Annotated in this window: 12 protein-coding genes and 1 tRNA gene; 7 read left to right on the top strand and 6 right to left on the bottom strand. The window is 70.7% G+C overall.

Annotation, left to right across the window (positions count from 1 at the left end; translation table 11 throughout):
• Positions 1-50 precede the first annotated feature (50 nt).
• From secF to WME97_RS24535, 6 genes are all read left to right on the top strand, one after another.
• Entirely contained in the window at positions 51-1,292 is a 1,242-nt protein-coding gene (gene secF, locus WME97_RS24560) for a protein translocase subunit SecF (RefSeq protein WP_437555180.1), read from the top strand.
• 88 nt (positions 1,293-1,380) lie between these two features.
• Positions 1,381-3,141, top strand: coding sequence for a single-stranded-DNA-specific exonuclease RecJ (gene recJ / locus WME97_RS24555; RefSeq protein ID WP_437555178.1), 1,761 nt, complete (start codon positions 1,381-1,383; stop codon positions 3,139-3,141).
• A 40-nt stretch (positions 3,142-3,181) separates the two neighbouring features.
• Positions 3,182-3,961, top strand: a complete 780-nt coding sequence (locus WME97_RS24550) for an ABC transporter ATP-binding protein (RefSeq protein ID WP_437555176.1) — start codon at positions 3,182-3,184, stop codon at positions 3,959-3,961.
• Positions 3,962-3,996: 35 nt separating this feature from the next.
• The gene (locus WME97_RS24545) at positions 3,997-5,106 is read left to right on the top strand and encodes an MlaD family protein (protein ID WP_437555174.1); all 1,110 of its coding nucleotides are present in this window, start codon (positions 3,997-3,999) and stop codon (positions 5,104-5,106) included.
• Between the two features lie 141 nt (positions 5,107-5,247).
• Positions 5,248-6,390, top strand: a complete 1,143-nt coding sequence (locus WME97_RS24540) for a pyridoxal phosphate-dependent aminotransferase (protein ID WP_437555172.1) — start codon at positions 5,248-5,250, stop codon at positions 6,388-6,390.
• A gap of 351 nt (positions 6,391-6,741) precedes the next feature.
• Positions 6,742-6,813, top strand: a tRNA-Val gene (locus tag WME97_RS24535).
• A 253-nt stretch (positions 6,814-7,066) separates the two neighbouring features.
• Here the strand turns inward: WME97_RS24535 and WME97_RS24530 are convergent.
• Both WME97_RS24530 and WME97_RS24525 read right to left on the bottom strand, forming a co-directional pair.
• The gene (locus WME97_RS24530) at positions 7,067-8,029 is read right to left on the bottom strand and encodes a hypothetical protein (protein ID WP_437555170.1); all 963 of its coding nucleotides are present in this window, start codon (positions 8,027-8,029) and stop codon (positions 7,067-7,069) included.
• A gap of 39 nt (positions 8,030-8,068) precedes the next feature.
• Positions 8,069-9,700: a TIGR02266 family protein gene (locus WME97_RS24525; protein ID WP_437555168.1), complete on the bottom strand. Its 1,632-nt coding sequence runs from the start codon at positions 9,698-9,700 to the stop codon at positions 8,069-8,071.
• A gap of 266 nt (positions 9,701-9,966) precedes the next feature.
• Between WME97_RS24525 and WME97_RS24520 the strand changes: the two genes are divergently transcribed.
• On the top strand, positions 9,967-10,332 hold the full coding sequence (locus WME97_RS24520; RefSeq protein ID WP_012237106.1) for a PilZ domain-containing protein: 366 nt from the start codon (positions 9,967-9,969) through the stop codon (positions 10,330-10,332).
• Positions 10,333-10,559: 227 nt separating this feature from the next.
• Here the strand turns inward: WME97_RS24520 and WME97_RS24515 are convergent, their stop codons facing one another.
• The 4 genes from WME97_RS24515 to lexA form a co-directional block, all read right to left on the bottom strand.
• Positions 10,560-12,200, bottom strand: a complete 1,641-nt coding sequence (locus WME97_RS24515) for a hypothetical protein (RefSeq protein WP_437555166.1) — start codon at positions 12,198-12,200, stop codon at positions 10,560-10,562.
• A 246-nt stretch (positions 12,201-12,446) separates the two neighbouring features.
• The gene (locus WME97_RS24510; protein ID WP_437555164.1) at positions 12,447-13,595 is read right to left on the bottom strand and encodes an OmpA family protein; all 1,149 of its coding nucleotides are present in this window, start codon (positions 13,593-13,595) and stop codon (positions 12,447-12,449) included.
• Positions 13,596-13,603: 8 nt separating this feature from the next.
• On the bottom strand, positions 13,604-13,882 hold the full coding sequence (locus WME97_RS24505; protein WP_044965531.1) for a DUF4398 domain-containing protein: 279 nt from the start codon (positions 13,880-13,882) through the stop codon (positions 13,604-13,606).
• A gap of 156 nt (positions 13,883-14,038) precedes the next feature.
• A complete protein-coding gene (gene lexA, locus WME97_RS24500; RefSeq protein ID WP_012237101.1) occupies positions 14,039-14,731 on the bottom strand; it encodes a transcriptional repressor LexA in 693 nt (230 codons plus the stop codon).
• Positions 14,732-14,847: the final 116 nt, after the last annotated feature.

Genomic DNA, 14,847 nt, shown 5'->3' with positions numbered 1-14,847 from the left:
CCGACCTTTGAGGGAGAACGCGCGAGCGGATCTCCGATTGAGACACGACGATGGAACTCATCAAACCTGGCCGTCAGTTCGACTTCATGAGCAAGCGCTGGCTCTTCATCGGGCTCAGCGGGGTGCTGCTCATCCTGTCGATCATCTCGTTCATCGTGCCGGGGCCGAAGCTCGGGACCGATTTCAAGGGAGGCACCGAGGTTGAGGTCGCCTTCCGGGCTCCGGTCTCGAGCGCCGAGGTCCGCGAGGCCGTCACCAAGGCGGGCTTCGACTCCCCGGACATCGTGTCCGTCGCGGATCAGGCCAACCCGAACCGCTACCTCATCCGGGTCCACGAGGTCTCGGCCCTGTCGGAGCAGCAGAAGGGCGCGGTGCGCGATCGGCTGTGCCTGCCGCCGGAGAACGGCTCCGTCCCCGAGGACCGCTGCCCGCCTGCGCTGCGCGCCACCGAGGTGAAGTTCAGCCCCGGCGGCGACAAGATCTCCACGCGCTACGACACAGCGCCCGACCTGGAGGGGATCAAGAAGCAGCTCGAGGGCATCGAGGGGGTCGAGCTCAGGGCCGGCGCCAACAACCCGCTCGTCGTGAGCGAGCGCGACCACAAGGTCGAGCTCCACCTCAAGTCGAAGGGCGACCAGCTGATGGACGGCCTCCGGCAGCACCTCGGCGCGGACAAGGTGCCCGAGCAGGCGCTCCGGGTCGAGTGGATCGGCCCGAAGGCCGGCGCGCAGCTGCGCGACGCGGCCATCAAGAGCATCGCCATCACGATCTTCTTCATCATGGCGTACATCGCGTTCCGGTTCGACATCCGGTTCGCGCCCGGCGGCATCGTCGCGCTCGTGCACGACGTCGGCATCGCGCTCGGCGCGATGGTGATCACGCAGCGGGAGATCACCCTGTCCACGGTCGCCGCGCTCCTCACGATCGTCGGCTACTCGATCACGGACACGGTCGTCGTCTACGACCGGATCCGCGAGAACCTGGGGAAGCACCGGGACATGAGCTTCGCGGCCGTCATCAACTTCTCGCTCTCCGAGATGCTCGGGCGCACGATCCTCGTGTCCATGACGACGCTGCTGTCGCTCGTCATGTTCCTCTTCTACGGCACGGGGGTCATCCGGGACTTCGCGTTCACGCTCGTCGTCGGGATCGTCGTCGGCACGTACTCGTCGATCTACGTCGCGGCGCCGCTCACCGAGTGGATCGACCGCCGGTTCTTCGGCGCGAACGGGAGCAAGCGCAAGAAGGTCAGCCGCGTCCGCACGCAGAAGCGCGCCGACGCGGTCGTCTGAGCGCCTCGCCGTGGCCGCGCGGGGCCGCGCGGCCTGAACCGCCCCAGGCCATGGACGCACCCCTCTCGTCGGTGTACCCGCTTCTGTGATGAGCACCGCCACGGAGGCCTGGAGGGAGCTCCCCGAGCGCGAGGCGCCCGCCTCGGCTTCGCACGGCGCGGGGGGCGCCTCGCCCGTCGCGGATCCGGGCGAGGCGTCCGCCGAGGCGCTCGTGATGGCGCGCCAGCTGGGGCTGTCGATCACGGTCGCGGACATCCTGCACCGGGCCGGCTGGGCGCCTGACGAGGCGACCCGGCGCTTCCTCGACCCGCGGCTCTCGCACCTCACGTCGCCCGACGCGATGGCCGATCGCGAGGCGAGCGCGGAGCGGATCGCGCGCGCCGTGCGCGCCGGCGAGCGGATCGCCGTCTTCGGCGACTACGACTGCGACGGGATCACCGCGACCGCCATCATGACCGGCGGGCTGCGCGCCCTCACGGGACAGGTGGTGCCGCTCCTCGCGACGCGCGCCGAAGGCAGCTACGGCCTCTCGGCGCCCGCGCTGGAGCGCGTGATGCGCGCCGGTCCCGCGCTGCTCATCACGTGCGACTGCGGATCCAGCGATCACGAGCGGCTGGCCGCGGCCCGCGCGGCCGGCATCGACTGCGTCGTCATCGATCACCACCTCGTGCCGGCCGAGCCGCTCCCCGCGATCGCGTTCCTGAACCCGCACCGCGCCGATTGCGGCTTTCCGTACAAGGGGCTCGCCTCCTGCGGGCTCGCGCTCTCGCTCCTGGCCGCCGTGCGCAAGAAGCTCGGCTCGTCGCTCGATCTCCGCCCCTACCTCGACCTCGTGGCGATCGGCACGGTCGCCGACGTCGCTCCGCTGACCGGCGACAACCGCGCGCTCGTGCGGGCCGGCCTTGGCGTGCTCCAGACCGGGCCCCGTCCTGGGCTCCGCGCGCTCGCGGCGCTCGCCAACCTCGATCTCGGGCGCGGCGCGTCCGCCGAGGACGTCGCCTTCCGGATCGCGCCCCGCCTCAACGCGCCCGGTCGGCTCGGCGATCCAGACATCTCCCTGGAGCTCCTGCTCGCGCACGACGGCGTGACCGCCTCCGCGCTCGCCGCCACGGTCGAGCAGGCGCAGATGAAGCGGCGCGCGATCCAGGACGAGATGCTGACCTCCGCGCTCGCCGAGATCGAGCGCGCCGGGTTCGATCGGGATCCTGCGATCGTCATCGCGCGGCAGGGCTTCCACCCCGGCGTGGTCGGCATCGTCGCTGGCAGGATCACGGGTCGCTACGGCAAGCCGGCGATCGTGATCGCGCTTGAGGGCGCGAAGGGGCGCGGCTCGGTGCGCGGTCCAGCGGGCGCGCGGCTCCACGACGCGCTCACCCGGTGCCGGGCCGAGCTCGTCGGCTTCGGCGGCCACCAGGCGGCGGCCGGCGTCGAGGTGCGCGCCGATCGCGTCGAGGCGCTCCGGGCGGCGTGGTGCGACGCCTTCCGCGAGCAGGACCTCCCGGCCGCCGCGGCGTTCGCGGCCGCCCACGTCCGGCTCGACGATCGCGACGATCCGGCGGCCGTGGCGCGCGATCTCGAGCGGCTCGAGCCGTGCGGCGAGGGCAACCGCCCGTCGTACGTCCTCGTGGCGGGCGCGGCCGTGCGCTCCGCGAGGAACCTGAAGGGCCACCTCAAGCTGGAGCTCACGTTCGCCCGCCGCGAGATCTCGTGCTTCGGGTTCGAGCTGGGCGAGCTCGCGCCGCGGTTCACCGGCAAGCGCGTCGACGTGGTGGGCCGCCTCCGGCGCGACGCCTGGCGCGGCGGGGACGCCGTCGAGATCAGGATCGAGCACGTCGCCGCGTCCGACTGAGCGTTCGCGGCGGGCCTCCGCGGCGTGCTAGCGTGAACGCGTGGCTGAGCCGCTGATCCGGTTCTCGCGTGTGCGCAAGGCCTTCGGTCCGAAGGTCATCTACCGCGACCTGAACCTCGAAGTGTACCCGGGCGAGACGATCACCATCATGGGCGGCTCGGGCGTCGGCAAGAGCGTCATGCTCAAGCTGCTCATCCGTCTGCTCGACGCTGATGGTGGATCTATCCAGTTTCACGGTGAGGAGATCACGCGCCTGAGCGAGTCGCGCATCGCCGGGGTACGCCAGCGCATCGCGATGCTCTTCCAGGGCGGCGCCCTGTTCGACTCGATCTCGGTTGGTGAGAACGTCGCTTACGGCCTGCACGAGCACTACCGCAAGGAGATGACCGAGGCGCAGATCGCGGATCGGGTCAACTGGGCGCTGTCGCTGGTCGGCCTGCCGGGCATCGAGCAGATGCGCCCGGGGGACCTGTCCGGCGGCATGAAGAAGCGCGTCGGCCTCGCGCGCGCCATCGCGGTGCAGCCCGAGGTGCTGCTCTACGACGAGCCGACGACCGGCCTCGATCCGATCAACACCGAGCGCATCAACCACCTCATCAAGGGGCTGAAACAGGCGCTCAACGTGACGAGTATCGTGGTGACGCACGACATGAAGAGCGCGTTCTCGATCTCGGATCGGATGGCGATGATCTTCCGCGGCGAGGTCATCGCGACCGGCACCCCGGACGAGTTCCGCAAGTCGACCGATCCGCATGTCGCCGATTTCATTACCGGGACCGCTCCGGTGAATGAGGACGTCCAGACGCTTCTCGGCGCGTGACGATCCCCCCGAGATCGCGCAAGATGCCCTTCTGCATGGGCAGAGCGCGCGATCTGAAGGTCGGACTCTTTGTGCTGGCGGGCCTTGTGCTCTCCGCCGTAGTCATTTTCCTGATAGGCGACGAGCGGCGGCTCTTCGACTCTTCCGTCAGCTTCACGACGAACTTCGGCGACGTCCAGGGGCTGAAGCCGGGCGCGCCCATCCGCATGGGAGGCATCGACATCGGTCACGTCGCCGAGGTCGGTTACGGCCCTGATCCGAAGGACACCAAGATCTATGTGAAGCTCGAGATCGTCGAGAGCGAGGCGAGCCGGATCAAGACGGACAGCGTCGCCCAGATCGCGAACAAGGGCCTGCTCGGCGACAAGATGCTGGAGCTCACGAAGGGGCAGAGCCCGGACTCGGTGCCGCCCGGCGGCCACATCCCCGGCGAGGTGCCGACCGACGTGATGGGGAAGGTGACCGGCATGGCCGAGAAGGCCGAGGCGACGCTCGACAACATCCAGAAGGTCTCGGAGAGCATCGCCGACGAGAAGCTGCACAGGGATCTCCGCGAGACGGTCGCGTCGGCGAACACGCTGATGAAGCAGGTGACCGAGGGGGAAGGCTACCCGCACCGCTTCCTGACCGATCCCCAGGAGGCCGAGCGCATCTCGCGCACCGTGCAGAGCCTCGACCGCCTCAGCACGGAGCTCGCGAGCGCGGTGCGCGAGGTGCGGGGGGTCGTCTCGCGGGTCAAGGAGGGGCCGGGGTTCGCGCACGACGTCATCTACGGCGACGGCCCGCAGAAGCAGATTCAGCAGTTCGGGAGCGCGGCGGACGAGGTCGCCATGACGCTGCGGGGCATCCGCGAGAGCGACAGCCTCGCGCACGACGCGCTCTATGGCGGCAAGGGCGACGGCGCCGAGGCGCTCGCCAACGTGACGGCGATGACCGGCGATCTGCGGGCGATCGTGCACGACATGAGGGCGGGCAAGGGGACCCTCGGCGCCCTGCTTGTCGATCCGTCGATCTACGAGGACATGAAGAGCCTCCTCGGCAACGTGCAGCGCAACGACGTGCTCCGCGCGCTCGTGCGCTACTCGATCAAGCAGGACGAGCAGAAGCCCGCGGTCCAGGTCGGCGGCGCCACGCCGTCGCCCTAGCGGCACATCCGAGCCGCCCGCGCAAGCGCCGGAGCGGTAGCGCCTTGCGTTATCTCAGGCCGCCCTTTATTCCTCAGTGTCTCGATGCCCAGGAAGCTCGCTGACCGTCTGTCGGCCGTCGCGCCCAGTGCAACGCTCGCCATGGCGGCGAGGGCCGCGCGCCTCCGCGCCGACGGGCACAAGGTCTTCTCCTTCGGCGTGGGCGAGCCTGACTTCGACACGCCGGAGCACATTCGTACCGCGGCGAAGGCGGCGCTGGACGCCGGCGCCACCCACTACACGGCCGTGTCCGGCATCTCCGAGCTGAAGTCGGCGATCTGCGCGGCGACCGAGCAGCACCGCGGCTGGCGGCCGCTGCCGAGCCAGGTCACCGTGAGCTGCGGCGCGAAGCACGCGTTGTTCAACCTCGCGACCGCGCTCTTCGAGCCGGGAGACGAGGTCGTCATCCCCGCGCCCTACTGGGTGAGCTACCCGGAGCAGGTGCGCCTCGTCGGCGCCACGCCGGTCGTCGTCAACACGACCGAGGAGATGGGGTTCCGCCTCTCGGCGGACGCGCTCCAGGGCGCGCTTTCTCCGCGGGTGAAGGCGATCATCCTGTGCACGCCCTCCAATCCGACCGGCTCGGCGTATGCGGAAGAGCACCTGCTCCCGCTCTTGGGCGTGCTGCGGCGGCATGACTGCTGGATCGTCGTCGACGAGATCTATGCCGATCTCACCTACGACGGGTTCCGGCACGTGTCGCTCCCCGCGCTCGCGGAGGACCTCGCGCCGCGGGTGATCGTCGTCGATGGGGTCAGCAAGACGTTCGCCATGACGGGCTGGCGGATCGGCTGGAGCATCGCGCCGGCCGAGGTCGCGAGGGCGCTCGACGTGGTCCAGGGTCAGAGCACCACGAACGCGGCGGCCGTCTCCCAGGCGGCCGCTGTCGCCGCCCTGAACGGGCCCCGCGACGCGGTGTTCGCGATGCGCGCGGCGTTCGCCCGGCGGCGCGCGCTGATGGTCGAGGGGCTCAACGCGGTACCGGGGGTGCGCTGCAGGACGCCGGAAGGCGCGTTCTACGCGTTCGCCGACGTGCGCGGGCTCTGCGGGCGCGCTTTCCAGGGGACGACGCTCGCGAGCGACGAGGACGTGGCGACGTGGATGCTCGAGCAGGCGCACGTCGCCGCGGTCGCCGGCACCCCCTTCGGCGCGCCTGGGTACCTTCGCTTCTCGTATGCCTGCGATGAGGACCACATCGAAGCAGGCCTCGCCGCGCTCCGGCGCGCCGTCGCGACGCTCGATTGACCGCGCGCGTCGCTCTGCGCCGGTGCCCACGCGCGCGCTCGAAGAGCAGCGGCGCCTGTCCCCGCTCGCCCGACCGCGACGTGGCGCGGACGCGGCGGCCCGTCTGGCTCCCGTGCCCCGGTCGCTCACGGGCGGCGCGCAGCCGGCGCGCGCGAGCCCCGCGGCCGGCGCGCTGGCCGCGGCCGCAGGCGCGCCTTCGCCGGCGACCCGCCGGTTCGGGCCTGGCTCGGGCCTGAAGGAGCTCCGCGAAGAAGTTCGACATCGCCAGCGAGTTCTTCTTGTCGAACGCCGATGTTTGGGTTAAAAGCGCCACGTCTTTCCGAAACGGCCGGGTGACAACCGGCTGGCATCGGGCGCATAACTCAGCGGTAGAGTGCGTCCTTCACACGGACGAAGTCGCAGGTTCAAGTCCTGCTGCGCCCACCCCGATTCGCTCCCCTGGTGAGCTGGTTCCACGCGTCGAGCTGTCTGCGTGGCCGTGCCGCTCCCAGCAGGTGTTGAGCGGTTACTTCGGAGCATCGAATCGCCCGCGCGGCGCGTGCCGATGCGCTCCCTCCGTGCCTGCAGCTTTGCGGGGGTGGCGGGGAGAGAAGCCGCTCGGCGCCGTCACGTCGGGGCGTGAAAGCGGCGAAGCGAGGGGGCGCAGGCCGCTTCGGGGTTGGCGAGACGAAGGCGTTCAGCGAGCAGCGCTCGCGGCGGGCGGCGCTGCCGCCGCCTTGTCGTTCTTGCGCTTCTCGATGACGCTGGCCGTCGCGCGGAGCTCCTTCTGGAGGGGGCCGCACCTGAGGCACCTGCGCGTCCGATGGCCCCGGCATGGCTGGGGGGTGCCCAGCGCCTTGATGTAATGGAGCGCGCGGACATCGCCCTCCTCGCGCACCCTGGCGAGCATCGCCTTGGTGGGGCACTCCGTGAGGCGGCGCAGATCGTCGGCGACGAGCAGCGCCGGCGACGCGAGCTGCCGCACGCTGCTCTCCATCAGCCGTGTGCTCGCGTGATCCCTGGGCCAATCGCCGAACTTCGGCGCGGTCACCACCTCGTAGAGCAGGTCGGGACCGCGGCTTCCCATGTGCTTGGCCATCAGATCGAACGCCGTGAGGGCGAGGTCCGGGGTGCCGTTCGCTGCCCTCAGGATGATCTGCTTGAGCTCGTCGTTCCCGGCCTCCTCGGGAGCGACCTCGAACAGCCGCTGCGCCGTGAGCAGCGCGGCCGCCATCGCCTTCTCGCGCCCCTGCGCGACCGCGAGGGCCCGGAGGACCGCGGGGTCTTCCGGATACCGCTGCGCGAGCGAGCCGAGCGCCGCGCTCCCCGCGGCCTGGGCGCTCTCGAGCTCCGCGGGCTGAGCGCGGGCAGGCGGCGCCTTCGCCGGGGCCTCGGGCTCCGCGGGCGCGAGCGCCGGCGCCGGCTCGGGGGCCGGCGCGCTGCTGCTCTCGCGGCCGCTGCTGCTGGGCGCGGCGGCCGGCGAAGGGCTCGGCAAGGCGCTGGCGCCCCCCTCGAGCGCCGTCACGGCCGTCGGATCGCGCAGCGCGACCGCGCCGCAGACGAGCCCGGTCGCGGCCAGCAGGCCCAGCGCGGCCAGCGTGGCGGCCGCCTTCGAGCGGCCCAGCCCTGATTCACCGACGTGACTCACCGAGCCGCTCATCGCAGCTGCCTCTCCCGCGGAGGACCCGCGGCCTGGTCATCAACCGTAGGGATCGTCGTTCTTCGGCGGCTTCGGCGCGGCCGGCCTGGGCCTAGGGGCCGCCGGCTTGGGCGCCGCGGGCGCCGCCGTCGCCGTGGGGGCCGCGGGCTCTGGCGCTGGGGTGGTCGCTGCAGGCTCCGCCGTCGGCTTGGGGGCCGCGGGCTCCGCCGTCGCCGGGGCCGCCGGCTCGGCCGTCGCCTTGGGCGCCGCAGGCTCCGCGGTCGCTCCGGTCGCCCCGAGAGGCGCGGTGGCGCTCGCCGTCGGCGCCGCGGGCGCTTCGGCGGTCGTCGTGGGCGCCGCCGTCGCGGCGGGCGCAGCCTTGTCCGTCGCCGCGGGCACGACCTCCGTCGGCTGAGGCTTCTCCGCCGGAGCCGCAGGCTTGTCGGCCGGAGCCGCAGGCTTCGCCGCGGGCTGCTCGGGTGCGGCCGGCGGGGTCGCCGAGGGCTTGTCGCTCTGCCCGAAGACGAGCCAGAGCGCGCCGCAGAGCGCTGCCGCGACCAGCAGGATCGTGAGCAGCCGCCCGGTGCCGCTGCTCTCCTCTTCCTGCGCGAGCGGAGCCTGGGCCGCGGGTGCGGCCTTGGCCGTGGCCGCCTTGTCTTCCTTCAGCTTGGCGGCCGCTGGCTTCGCCTTCGCCTGATCGTCGGACGCCTTCACGTCCTGGCGCGCAGGCTTGCCGTGCAGATCGTCCGCCGGCGCCCGGTCCGCGACCTCGGCCGGTCTCCTCGCCGCGGCCGCCTTCGCTGGTCTCGCCTCGGCCGCGGGCGCCTCGTCCCGCGCTTCCCGCTCGTTCGCCAGCTGGGCGACCGCCGGGACCGGGATCGCCGCCGGCTCGGCCAGCGGCCTGACGTGCTCCTCTTTCGGCGCCGGAGCGGGCTCGGCCTTCTTCGGCGGGGCGGCCATGAGCGGCTCCTTGGACGGGCCGATCTCGTCCAGCGAGCCGCCGGCGTCGGCGAGCGCTTGCTTCAGCAGCTCGGCCGCCTGCTTCATCATCGTCCGCTCGTCGGGCGGCGGCATCTCCTTCTCGGGGTTCGTCTGAGGGAAGAAGCCGCCGCCCTCCGCGACGCCGGCCTTCTTCGCCTCGCCCTTGCCCGCGTCGCCCTTCGCCCCGATCGAGCCGAGCCCCAGCATCGTCGACGCCCGCTTCACCTGCGCCTGCGCTGCCTTGGAGGCCGCGGCCGCGGGCTCGGCCTGCGGCGCGCTCGCGGTCGCCGACGGGGCCGTGATCTCCTGCACGTCGTCGCCCAGATCCGCGCGGTCGGTGATGCCGGCCTCGAACGCCGACCCGGCGCCCGCTTGCGCGTCGACGAGCCGGGTGATCACGGCCTTGGATTTCTCATCGATCTTGATGAACTTCACGCCCATGCCCGCCGGGTGCGCGTCGCTCCCCTGCGCGGGCTCGCGCTTCCACACGACGCGGCCGACGCCGGCGATCACGGCTTGCTCGTCCTGCAGACGGATCTCGAACTTGAGCAGCGTGCCGGCGGGGAAGGGCGACGGCGTCTTGATGAAGATGCCGCCACGGCTCACGTCATGCGAGTGGTGCTCGATGAACTCGTCGACCGTGGCGCTCTTGTAGCGGACGGTCATCTGCAGCACTCTCGCTCGCGGATCTTTGCGTGTGTCCTGGGCCATCAGGGTAGAACTCCCGTCTACTTCGCGACTCGCTCGCGACTCGCTCCAGCGGATGTGGTCCGCATGTTACCCAAGGTTCGCCGCGAAGCCCAAAGGCTAACACGTGACGGTCGCTTTACCGAACGCAGCCATGGGCGACCGGGCGAGCATGCTGTTCGCGCGGCGCGCGTGGTCGCGCCTGCGCCCCTGCGCCGCACGGCTTGGCGAACCGAGCGTGTGCGCGCGTCTCTCGTGATATGTTCGCGTCGACTGGAGAATGCGCCAGGATGGCTGTCCGGGACCACTTTCGCGTTCACGCGAGGCGACGCGTCGATCTTGGGGCGACGCTGCGCGATCGCCAGTCGATCGAGGAGCACGGCGTTCGCATCCGCGATCTGGGGCTGGGCGGCGCCGGCATCGAGCTGTCCGAGGCCCAGCTCGCGTCGGAGCTCCTGGATCCCGAGGCGTCGGTGACGCTCGAGGTCACCGCCCCGAACCTGTGGGATCCGCTGAGCCTCCGCGGTCGTATCGCCTGGATCCGCCGCGGTGCGGCGGGGCGGCCGGCGCGCGCGGGCGTTCGCTTCGAGCACCACGACGCCGGGTCGCTCTACGGCCTCTACCAGCTGCTCGGCACCGAACACTTCGACCTTTAGCGCGGGGGGCGCCCGCTTCGGAGACGGGCCCATCTCGGCGCTTTCGGTGCTCGGCGTACGTGAGTACGCCTGCGCGCCGAGCACGCCGATCTGGGCCCGTCTCCTGTGCGGGCACCCCCCGCGCTGCGGCTGGGACGGGGGAGGGAAGAGGGGCTCGGCTGCCCCGACGCGCTGCGCTGGAGCACGTCTGCGCGTCGGGAACGTCGCTCTGGGTGCGGGAGACGGGGCTAGAAGGCGAACACGGGGCTGACGGTGGGGGCCAGGACGAGGCCGAGCGTTGGCCACATCAGCATCACCTTCATCTCGGCAGACACTCCGAAGTTCTGGGTGATGCCATAGACCACACCGGCGCCTAGCGCCGAGAAGTTCCGCCCGGTGATCTGGAAGGCATCGAGATTCTCGACGTAGCGGGTGTTCGCCGGACACCTGTTGCTGCTGCTGGTGCGCACCAGATCCCCTTCCTCGGTGCGGCGATCGCACACATCCACAGGCACCGAGGCGTTCACCTGGGCCAGCCCGATGGGCGAGGCGAAGGCATAGGGGCGGAACCCGCCCTTCTCGACGATCCGATCCCCCAGGAGGAAGTAGGTGGCGCGGAGCTCCGCATCGAGCGGCAGGAAGCTGAGCGCCTGGAGGTGCGGGTTCTGCAGGTCATTGCCCGCCTCGTCCGTCCACGGGTTCGGCCCGTTCTTGGAAGACGGCGAGCCGCCGAACGCGAATCCGACCCGTACGCCGAGGAGCAGCGACAGGTCCGAGAACAGCTGCCGATCGTACGACAGCATCACCCGCCACCCAGCGAGGCTCAGGCCGCCCTTGACCCCGTTCGTTCCCTCCAGATCCGCGGGCTCGCCGTAGAACTGCCGGCCCTCGCCGCCCGAATAGAAGCAGGCGTAGGCGGCGTCGCTGCCCGAGCAGACGTAATCCGTACCGCGCACCAGGAGCAGGTCGAGCTGGCCGGAGACGCCGAGCACGTTGCGGTTGCCCTTGCTTTTGCCCTTCGACGCCCCGCCGCCCTCGTCGCTCCCCTGCTCGCAGGTCCCCTTCACGCAGGCGAGCCCCGACTGGCACTCCTCGGTCGCCTCGCAGGCCGAACCCCAGGTCTTGTCCCCGCGCTTGCCGTCGGCCTCGGGGCAGCCAGGCAGGCCCGGCGGGCAATCCTCCTTCGCGGCGCAGCGCTTCGGCGGCTCCTGGCCAGGCAGCGACGGCTCCTGCTCGATCTCGTTCTTGATCGGCACCCGGTGAGGCGCCTGCATCGAACCGGCGGTGCCCACCGGATCGCCCGCCTCGTCCCTCAGGATGACGAAATACCGGATATCGCCGGTCGTCGTGACATCCTCGCAGGGGATCTCCACCCCGAAGCCGCTCTCGATACGCCTCATCTCGAGCGACTTCCACTTGGGCGAGCCGAACGGCTTGTAGCGGACCGTCGCCTTGGACGCGTCGATCTCCTCCGGGATCTCGACGTACACGGGCACCGGCGTGTTCACCGCCTGCTCCGCCACCGGCGTGTGGGGAACGTCGCCCGCCGCGGCCTTCGTGGCCTTGCCGCCGTCGCGAGGCGCCTTCCCGGCGGCCTGCGCCTCCTTCTGGGCCTCCTTGAACGCCTGGGCCAGCTCGGTCGTCGTCAGCGCGTCGATGAGCGCCGCCTTCGGATCGGCCTGGAGCGCCAGCACGAACTCGGCCTTGGCCTGCTGGAGCTTGTTGCCGCCGCCATACACCGTGCCGAGCGCGATGTGCAGCTTGCCGACCACCGGCTTCGAGCAGGCGTTCTTGTCGCACTTCTTCAGGGCGTCTTTGAGCTTCTTCTCCGCCTTGTCGAACTCGACAGAGAGGTAGTCATCGTCCATCGCCTGGTTGTGCAGCTTCATCGCCTCCGCGTCCTTTTCGCCGGCGGCGCCGGCGACCGCCGGCGCGCCGAGGACCCACAGCGAAGTCAGTGCAGACGCGAGACGAGCGCGGCGTGAACGACGGAAAAACACGGGTTCAGACCTCCAGGGTGTGCTGGGGAGGGGCTCTTGCTTTCAGGAGGAGGGGGCCGGGTCCGGCCCCCTGGACTGCGCGGTCGAGAGCGACCGTACCCCGACACGCCAGGCGGTGCTCCCGCGACGGCTGGACTACTGCGCGCCCTCCGTGCGGACGAACTGCACGCGTCGGTTCAGGGCACGGTTCTGGTCGGACGTGTTCGGCACGATCGGCTGCTCCATGCCGTACCCCTTCGATGTCAGCCGGGCCTCGTCGATGCCCTTGGCGACCAGGTACTTCTTCACCGAGGCCGCGCGCCGATCCGACAGCTTCTTGTTGTAGGCCGCGGCGCCCTTGTTGTCCGTGTGCCCCTGGATCTCGATCTTGATCTTCGGGTTCTGCTGGAGGACCTCCACCACGGCGTCGAGGATCGGGAAGCTCTCGGGCCGGATCTTGTCCTTGTCGAACTCGAAGTGGATCTGCTGCGTGATCTTGATCTCCTTCTCGGTGACGATGACCAGGCTGGGCTTCTTCGGGCAGCCCGGCTTGTCGCCGCCGACCACGCCCGGCTCGTTCGGGCACTGGTCCTCGAGATCGACCACGGTGTCCTGGTCGTTGTCCGGCTCGGGGCAGCCGTCGGCGTCCTCGTAGCCGTCCGGATCCTCCGGGTCGTTCGCGCAGTTCTTGCCCGTGCTGTCCTTGTCGTTCGCGTCGAGGACCGTATCGAGGTCGTTGTCGAGCTCGGGGCAGCCGTCCTCGTCGAGGTAGCCGTCCTTGTCCTCGGGCAGGAGCACGCAGCTGTCCTTGCCGTCCGTCAGGCCGTCGCCGTCCGTGTCGGGATCGTCCGGGCAGCCGTCATCGTCCTGGAAGCCGTTCCAGGTCTCGGCGTCGCACGGGCACTTCTTGTCCTGCGGATCGAGCAGCCCGTCGCCGTCGCAGTCTCCGGGCTTGGGCGGCGGCGCCTCCTCGACGAACCCGCGCTCGGCGCACTTCTGCGGCGGCGAGAGGTCGTACGCGGCGTGCGTGTTCGCCTTCGCGATGTCGAGGTGCTCCTTGGCCCGGACGAAGAAGCCCTGATCGAGCTCGACCGAGGCGAACGACAGGTGCGACTTCGCCATCGCCAGCTCGCGCGGCGCGCAGCGGAGCGCGCCGTTGCGCTCCGCCTGCTTCGCGATGGTGGTCAGCGCCTCGATGTCGCCGCGCATGACCGGCACCTGCGTGCACGAGAAGGCGGCCCCGGCGATCGCCACGACAGCGACGGCGCCTGCGCGACGGGCGCGGCGGGAACTGCGGCGCGTCATTCCAATGCTCATCGACCCGCGCCCTCGTGCGCCTGTTTCGCTAGGGTGATCGCCTTGTCCGCGTACTCCTCTGCGACGTCGGCGAAGTCGATCGCGTCGCCGTAGTCGGCGGCCGCGGCCTCCTCCCGAGCCTTCCAGAGGTGCTCGCGCGCGGTGTAGTACTCGTACGGCGCATACTTCTCTGCGCCGAGCGCCTCGGCCGTCTCGAGCTTGCTCGAGGCCGAGTTCGCGGTGAACGCGTAGAGGGTACCGCCGCAGCCGCCCGTGAGAGCCGCCGCGAGCACCATGCCCGCGCCTGAAATCAAAGTCCCGAATCGCCGCCCGTGCGTCGTCACGATCGCGTTCTTTCTGGAGCGGGCACCTAAGACCGTCTGCCCGGCCGTCGCGACGCTATCAAGGCCGCTCGGCGCGCGTCAACCGGCTCGGGGAAGGGAAGGGTGAGGTCAGAGCTTCCGGTAGACGCCGACGACCACGCCGAGGAGCATCGCGGGCTTGAAGTCGCTCGCCCGGACCAGGATCGGCGCCATCGCCGCGTTCGCCGGCTGGAAGCGCACGTAGTCCTTCTCGGGGAAGAAGTATTTTACCGTCGCCTCGTCGCCGATCAGCGCCACCACGATGTCGCCGCGCTGCGCGGTGAGCTGCCGGCGCACGAAGATGTAGTCGCCGCTGAAGATGCCCGCCTCGATCATCGAGTCGCCGGTGACGCGCAGGCCGAACACCTCGCGCCCGCCGCGCACGAGCGTGCGCTCGATCCGGACCGTATCGAGGACGTGCTCCTCGGCGAGGATCGGCAGGCCCGCGGCGATCCGGCCGACGACCGCGATCTCGACGAGGTCGTCCTCCTGGTCGTTCGCAGGGGCGTCGTTCCCACCGTTCACGAGCGCGCCGCGGAGATCGGCGCCGCCGCCGGCGCCCGCGCCGTCCAGATCGCGCGGGCGGAGCGCGCGCGACTTCATGTCCTCGCGCGTGAGGTAGCCCTTGCGTTCGAGCGCCCGGAGGTGATCGTTCACCCCGTTCGTCGAGCGAATCCCCATATGCGCGCCGATCTCGCGCAGCGTCGGCGGGTAGCCGCGCTCGCTGATCGACTGCCGGATATAGTGAAGCACCTGCTGTTGTCGCTCGGTGAGCCCCTGCATCGGGCGGAACCTACTGAACGGTTGGGTAGATGTCAAAAAAGTGTGGAGCCCCCTCTCCAAGGCCTCGATTTTACTGCGATTTTCTGGATGCCAGCGGCGCTCGTCCGACCGTCCGC

Source organism: Sorangium sp. So ce367, assembly GCF_051520455.1.
GTDB lineage: Bacteria > Myxococcota_A > Polyangia > Polyangiales > Polyangiaceae > Sorangium > Sorangium cellulosum_B.
This window is presented reverse-complemented; position numbering and strand designations above follow the sequence as displayed.

What these genes read in the sequence shown, in the direction of transcription:
- secF (WP_437555180.1), top strand. Translation starts at nt 51, where the DNA reads ATGGAACTCATCAAACCTGGCCGTCAGTTCGACTTCATGAGCAAGCGC.
- recJ (WP_437555178.1), top strand. Translation starts at nt 1,381, where the DNA reads ATGAGCACCGCCACGGAGGCCTGGAGGGAGCTCCCCGAGCGCGAGGCG.
- WME97_RS24545 (WP_437555174.1), top strand. Translation starts at nt 3,997, where the DNA reads ATGGGCAGAGCGCGCGATCTGAAGGTCGGACTCTTTGTGCTGGCGGGC.
- WME97_RS24540 (WP_437555172.1), top strand. Translation starts at nt 5,248, where the DNA reads ATGGCGGCGAGGGCCGCGCGCCTCCGCGCCGACGGGCACAAGGTCTTC.
- WME97_RS24530 (WP_437555170.1), bottom strand. Translation starts at nt 8,029, where the DNA reads ATGAGCGGCTCGGTGAGTCACGTCGGTGAATCAGGGCTGGGCCGCTCG.
- WME97_RS24525 (WP_437555168.1), bottom strand. Translation starts at nt 9,700, where the DNA reads ATGGCCCAGGACACACGCAAAGATCCGCGAGCGAGAGTGCTGCAGATG.
- WME97_RS24520 (WP_012237106.1), top strand. Translation starts at nt 9,967, where the DNA reads ATGGCTGTCCGGGACCACTTTCGCGTTCACGCGAGGCGACGCGTCGAT.
- WME97_RS24515 (WP_437555166.1), bottom strand. Translation starts at nt 12,200, where the DNA reads ATGAAGCTGCACAACCAGGCGATGGACGATGACTACCTCTCTGTCGAG.
- WME97_RS24510 (WP_437555164.1), bottom strand. Translation starts at nt 13,595, where the DNA reads ATGACGCGCCGCAGTTCCCGCCGCGCCCGTCGCGCAGGCGCCGTCGCT.
- WME97_RS24505 (WP_044965531.1), bottom strand. Translation starts at nt 13,882, where the DNA reads ATGGTGCTCGCGGCGGCTCTCACGGGCGGCTGCGGCGGTACCCTCTAC.
- lexA (WP_012237101.1), bottom strand. Translation starts at nt 14,731, where the DNA reads ATGCAGGGGCTCACCGAGCGACAACAGCAGGTGCTTCACTATATCCGG.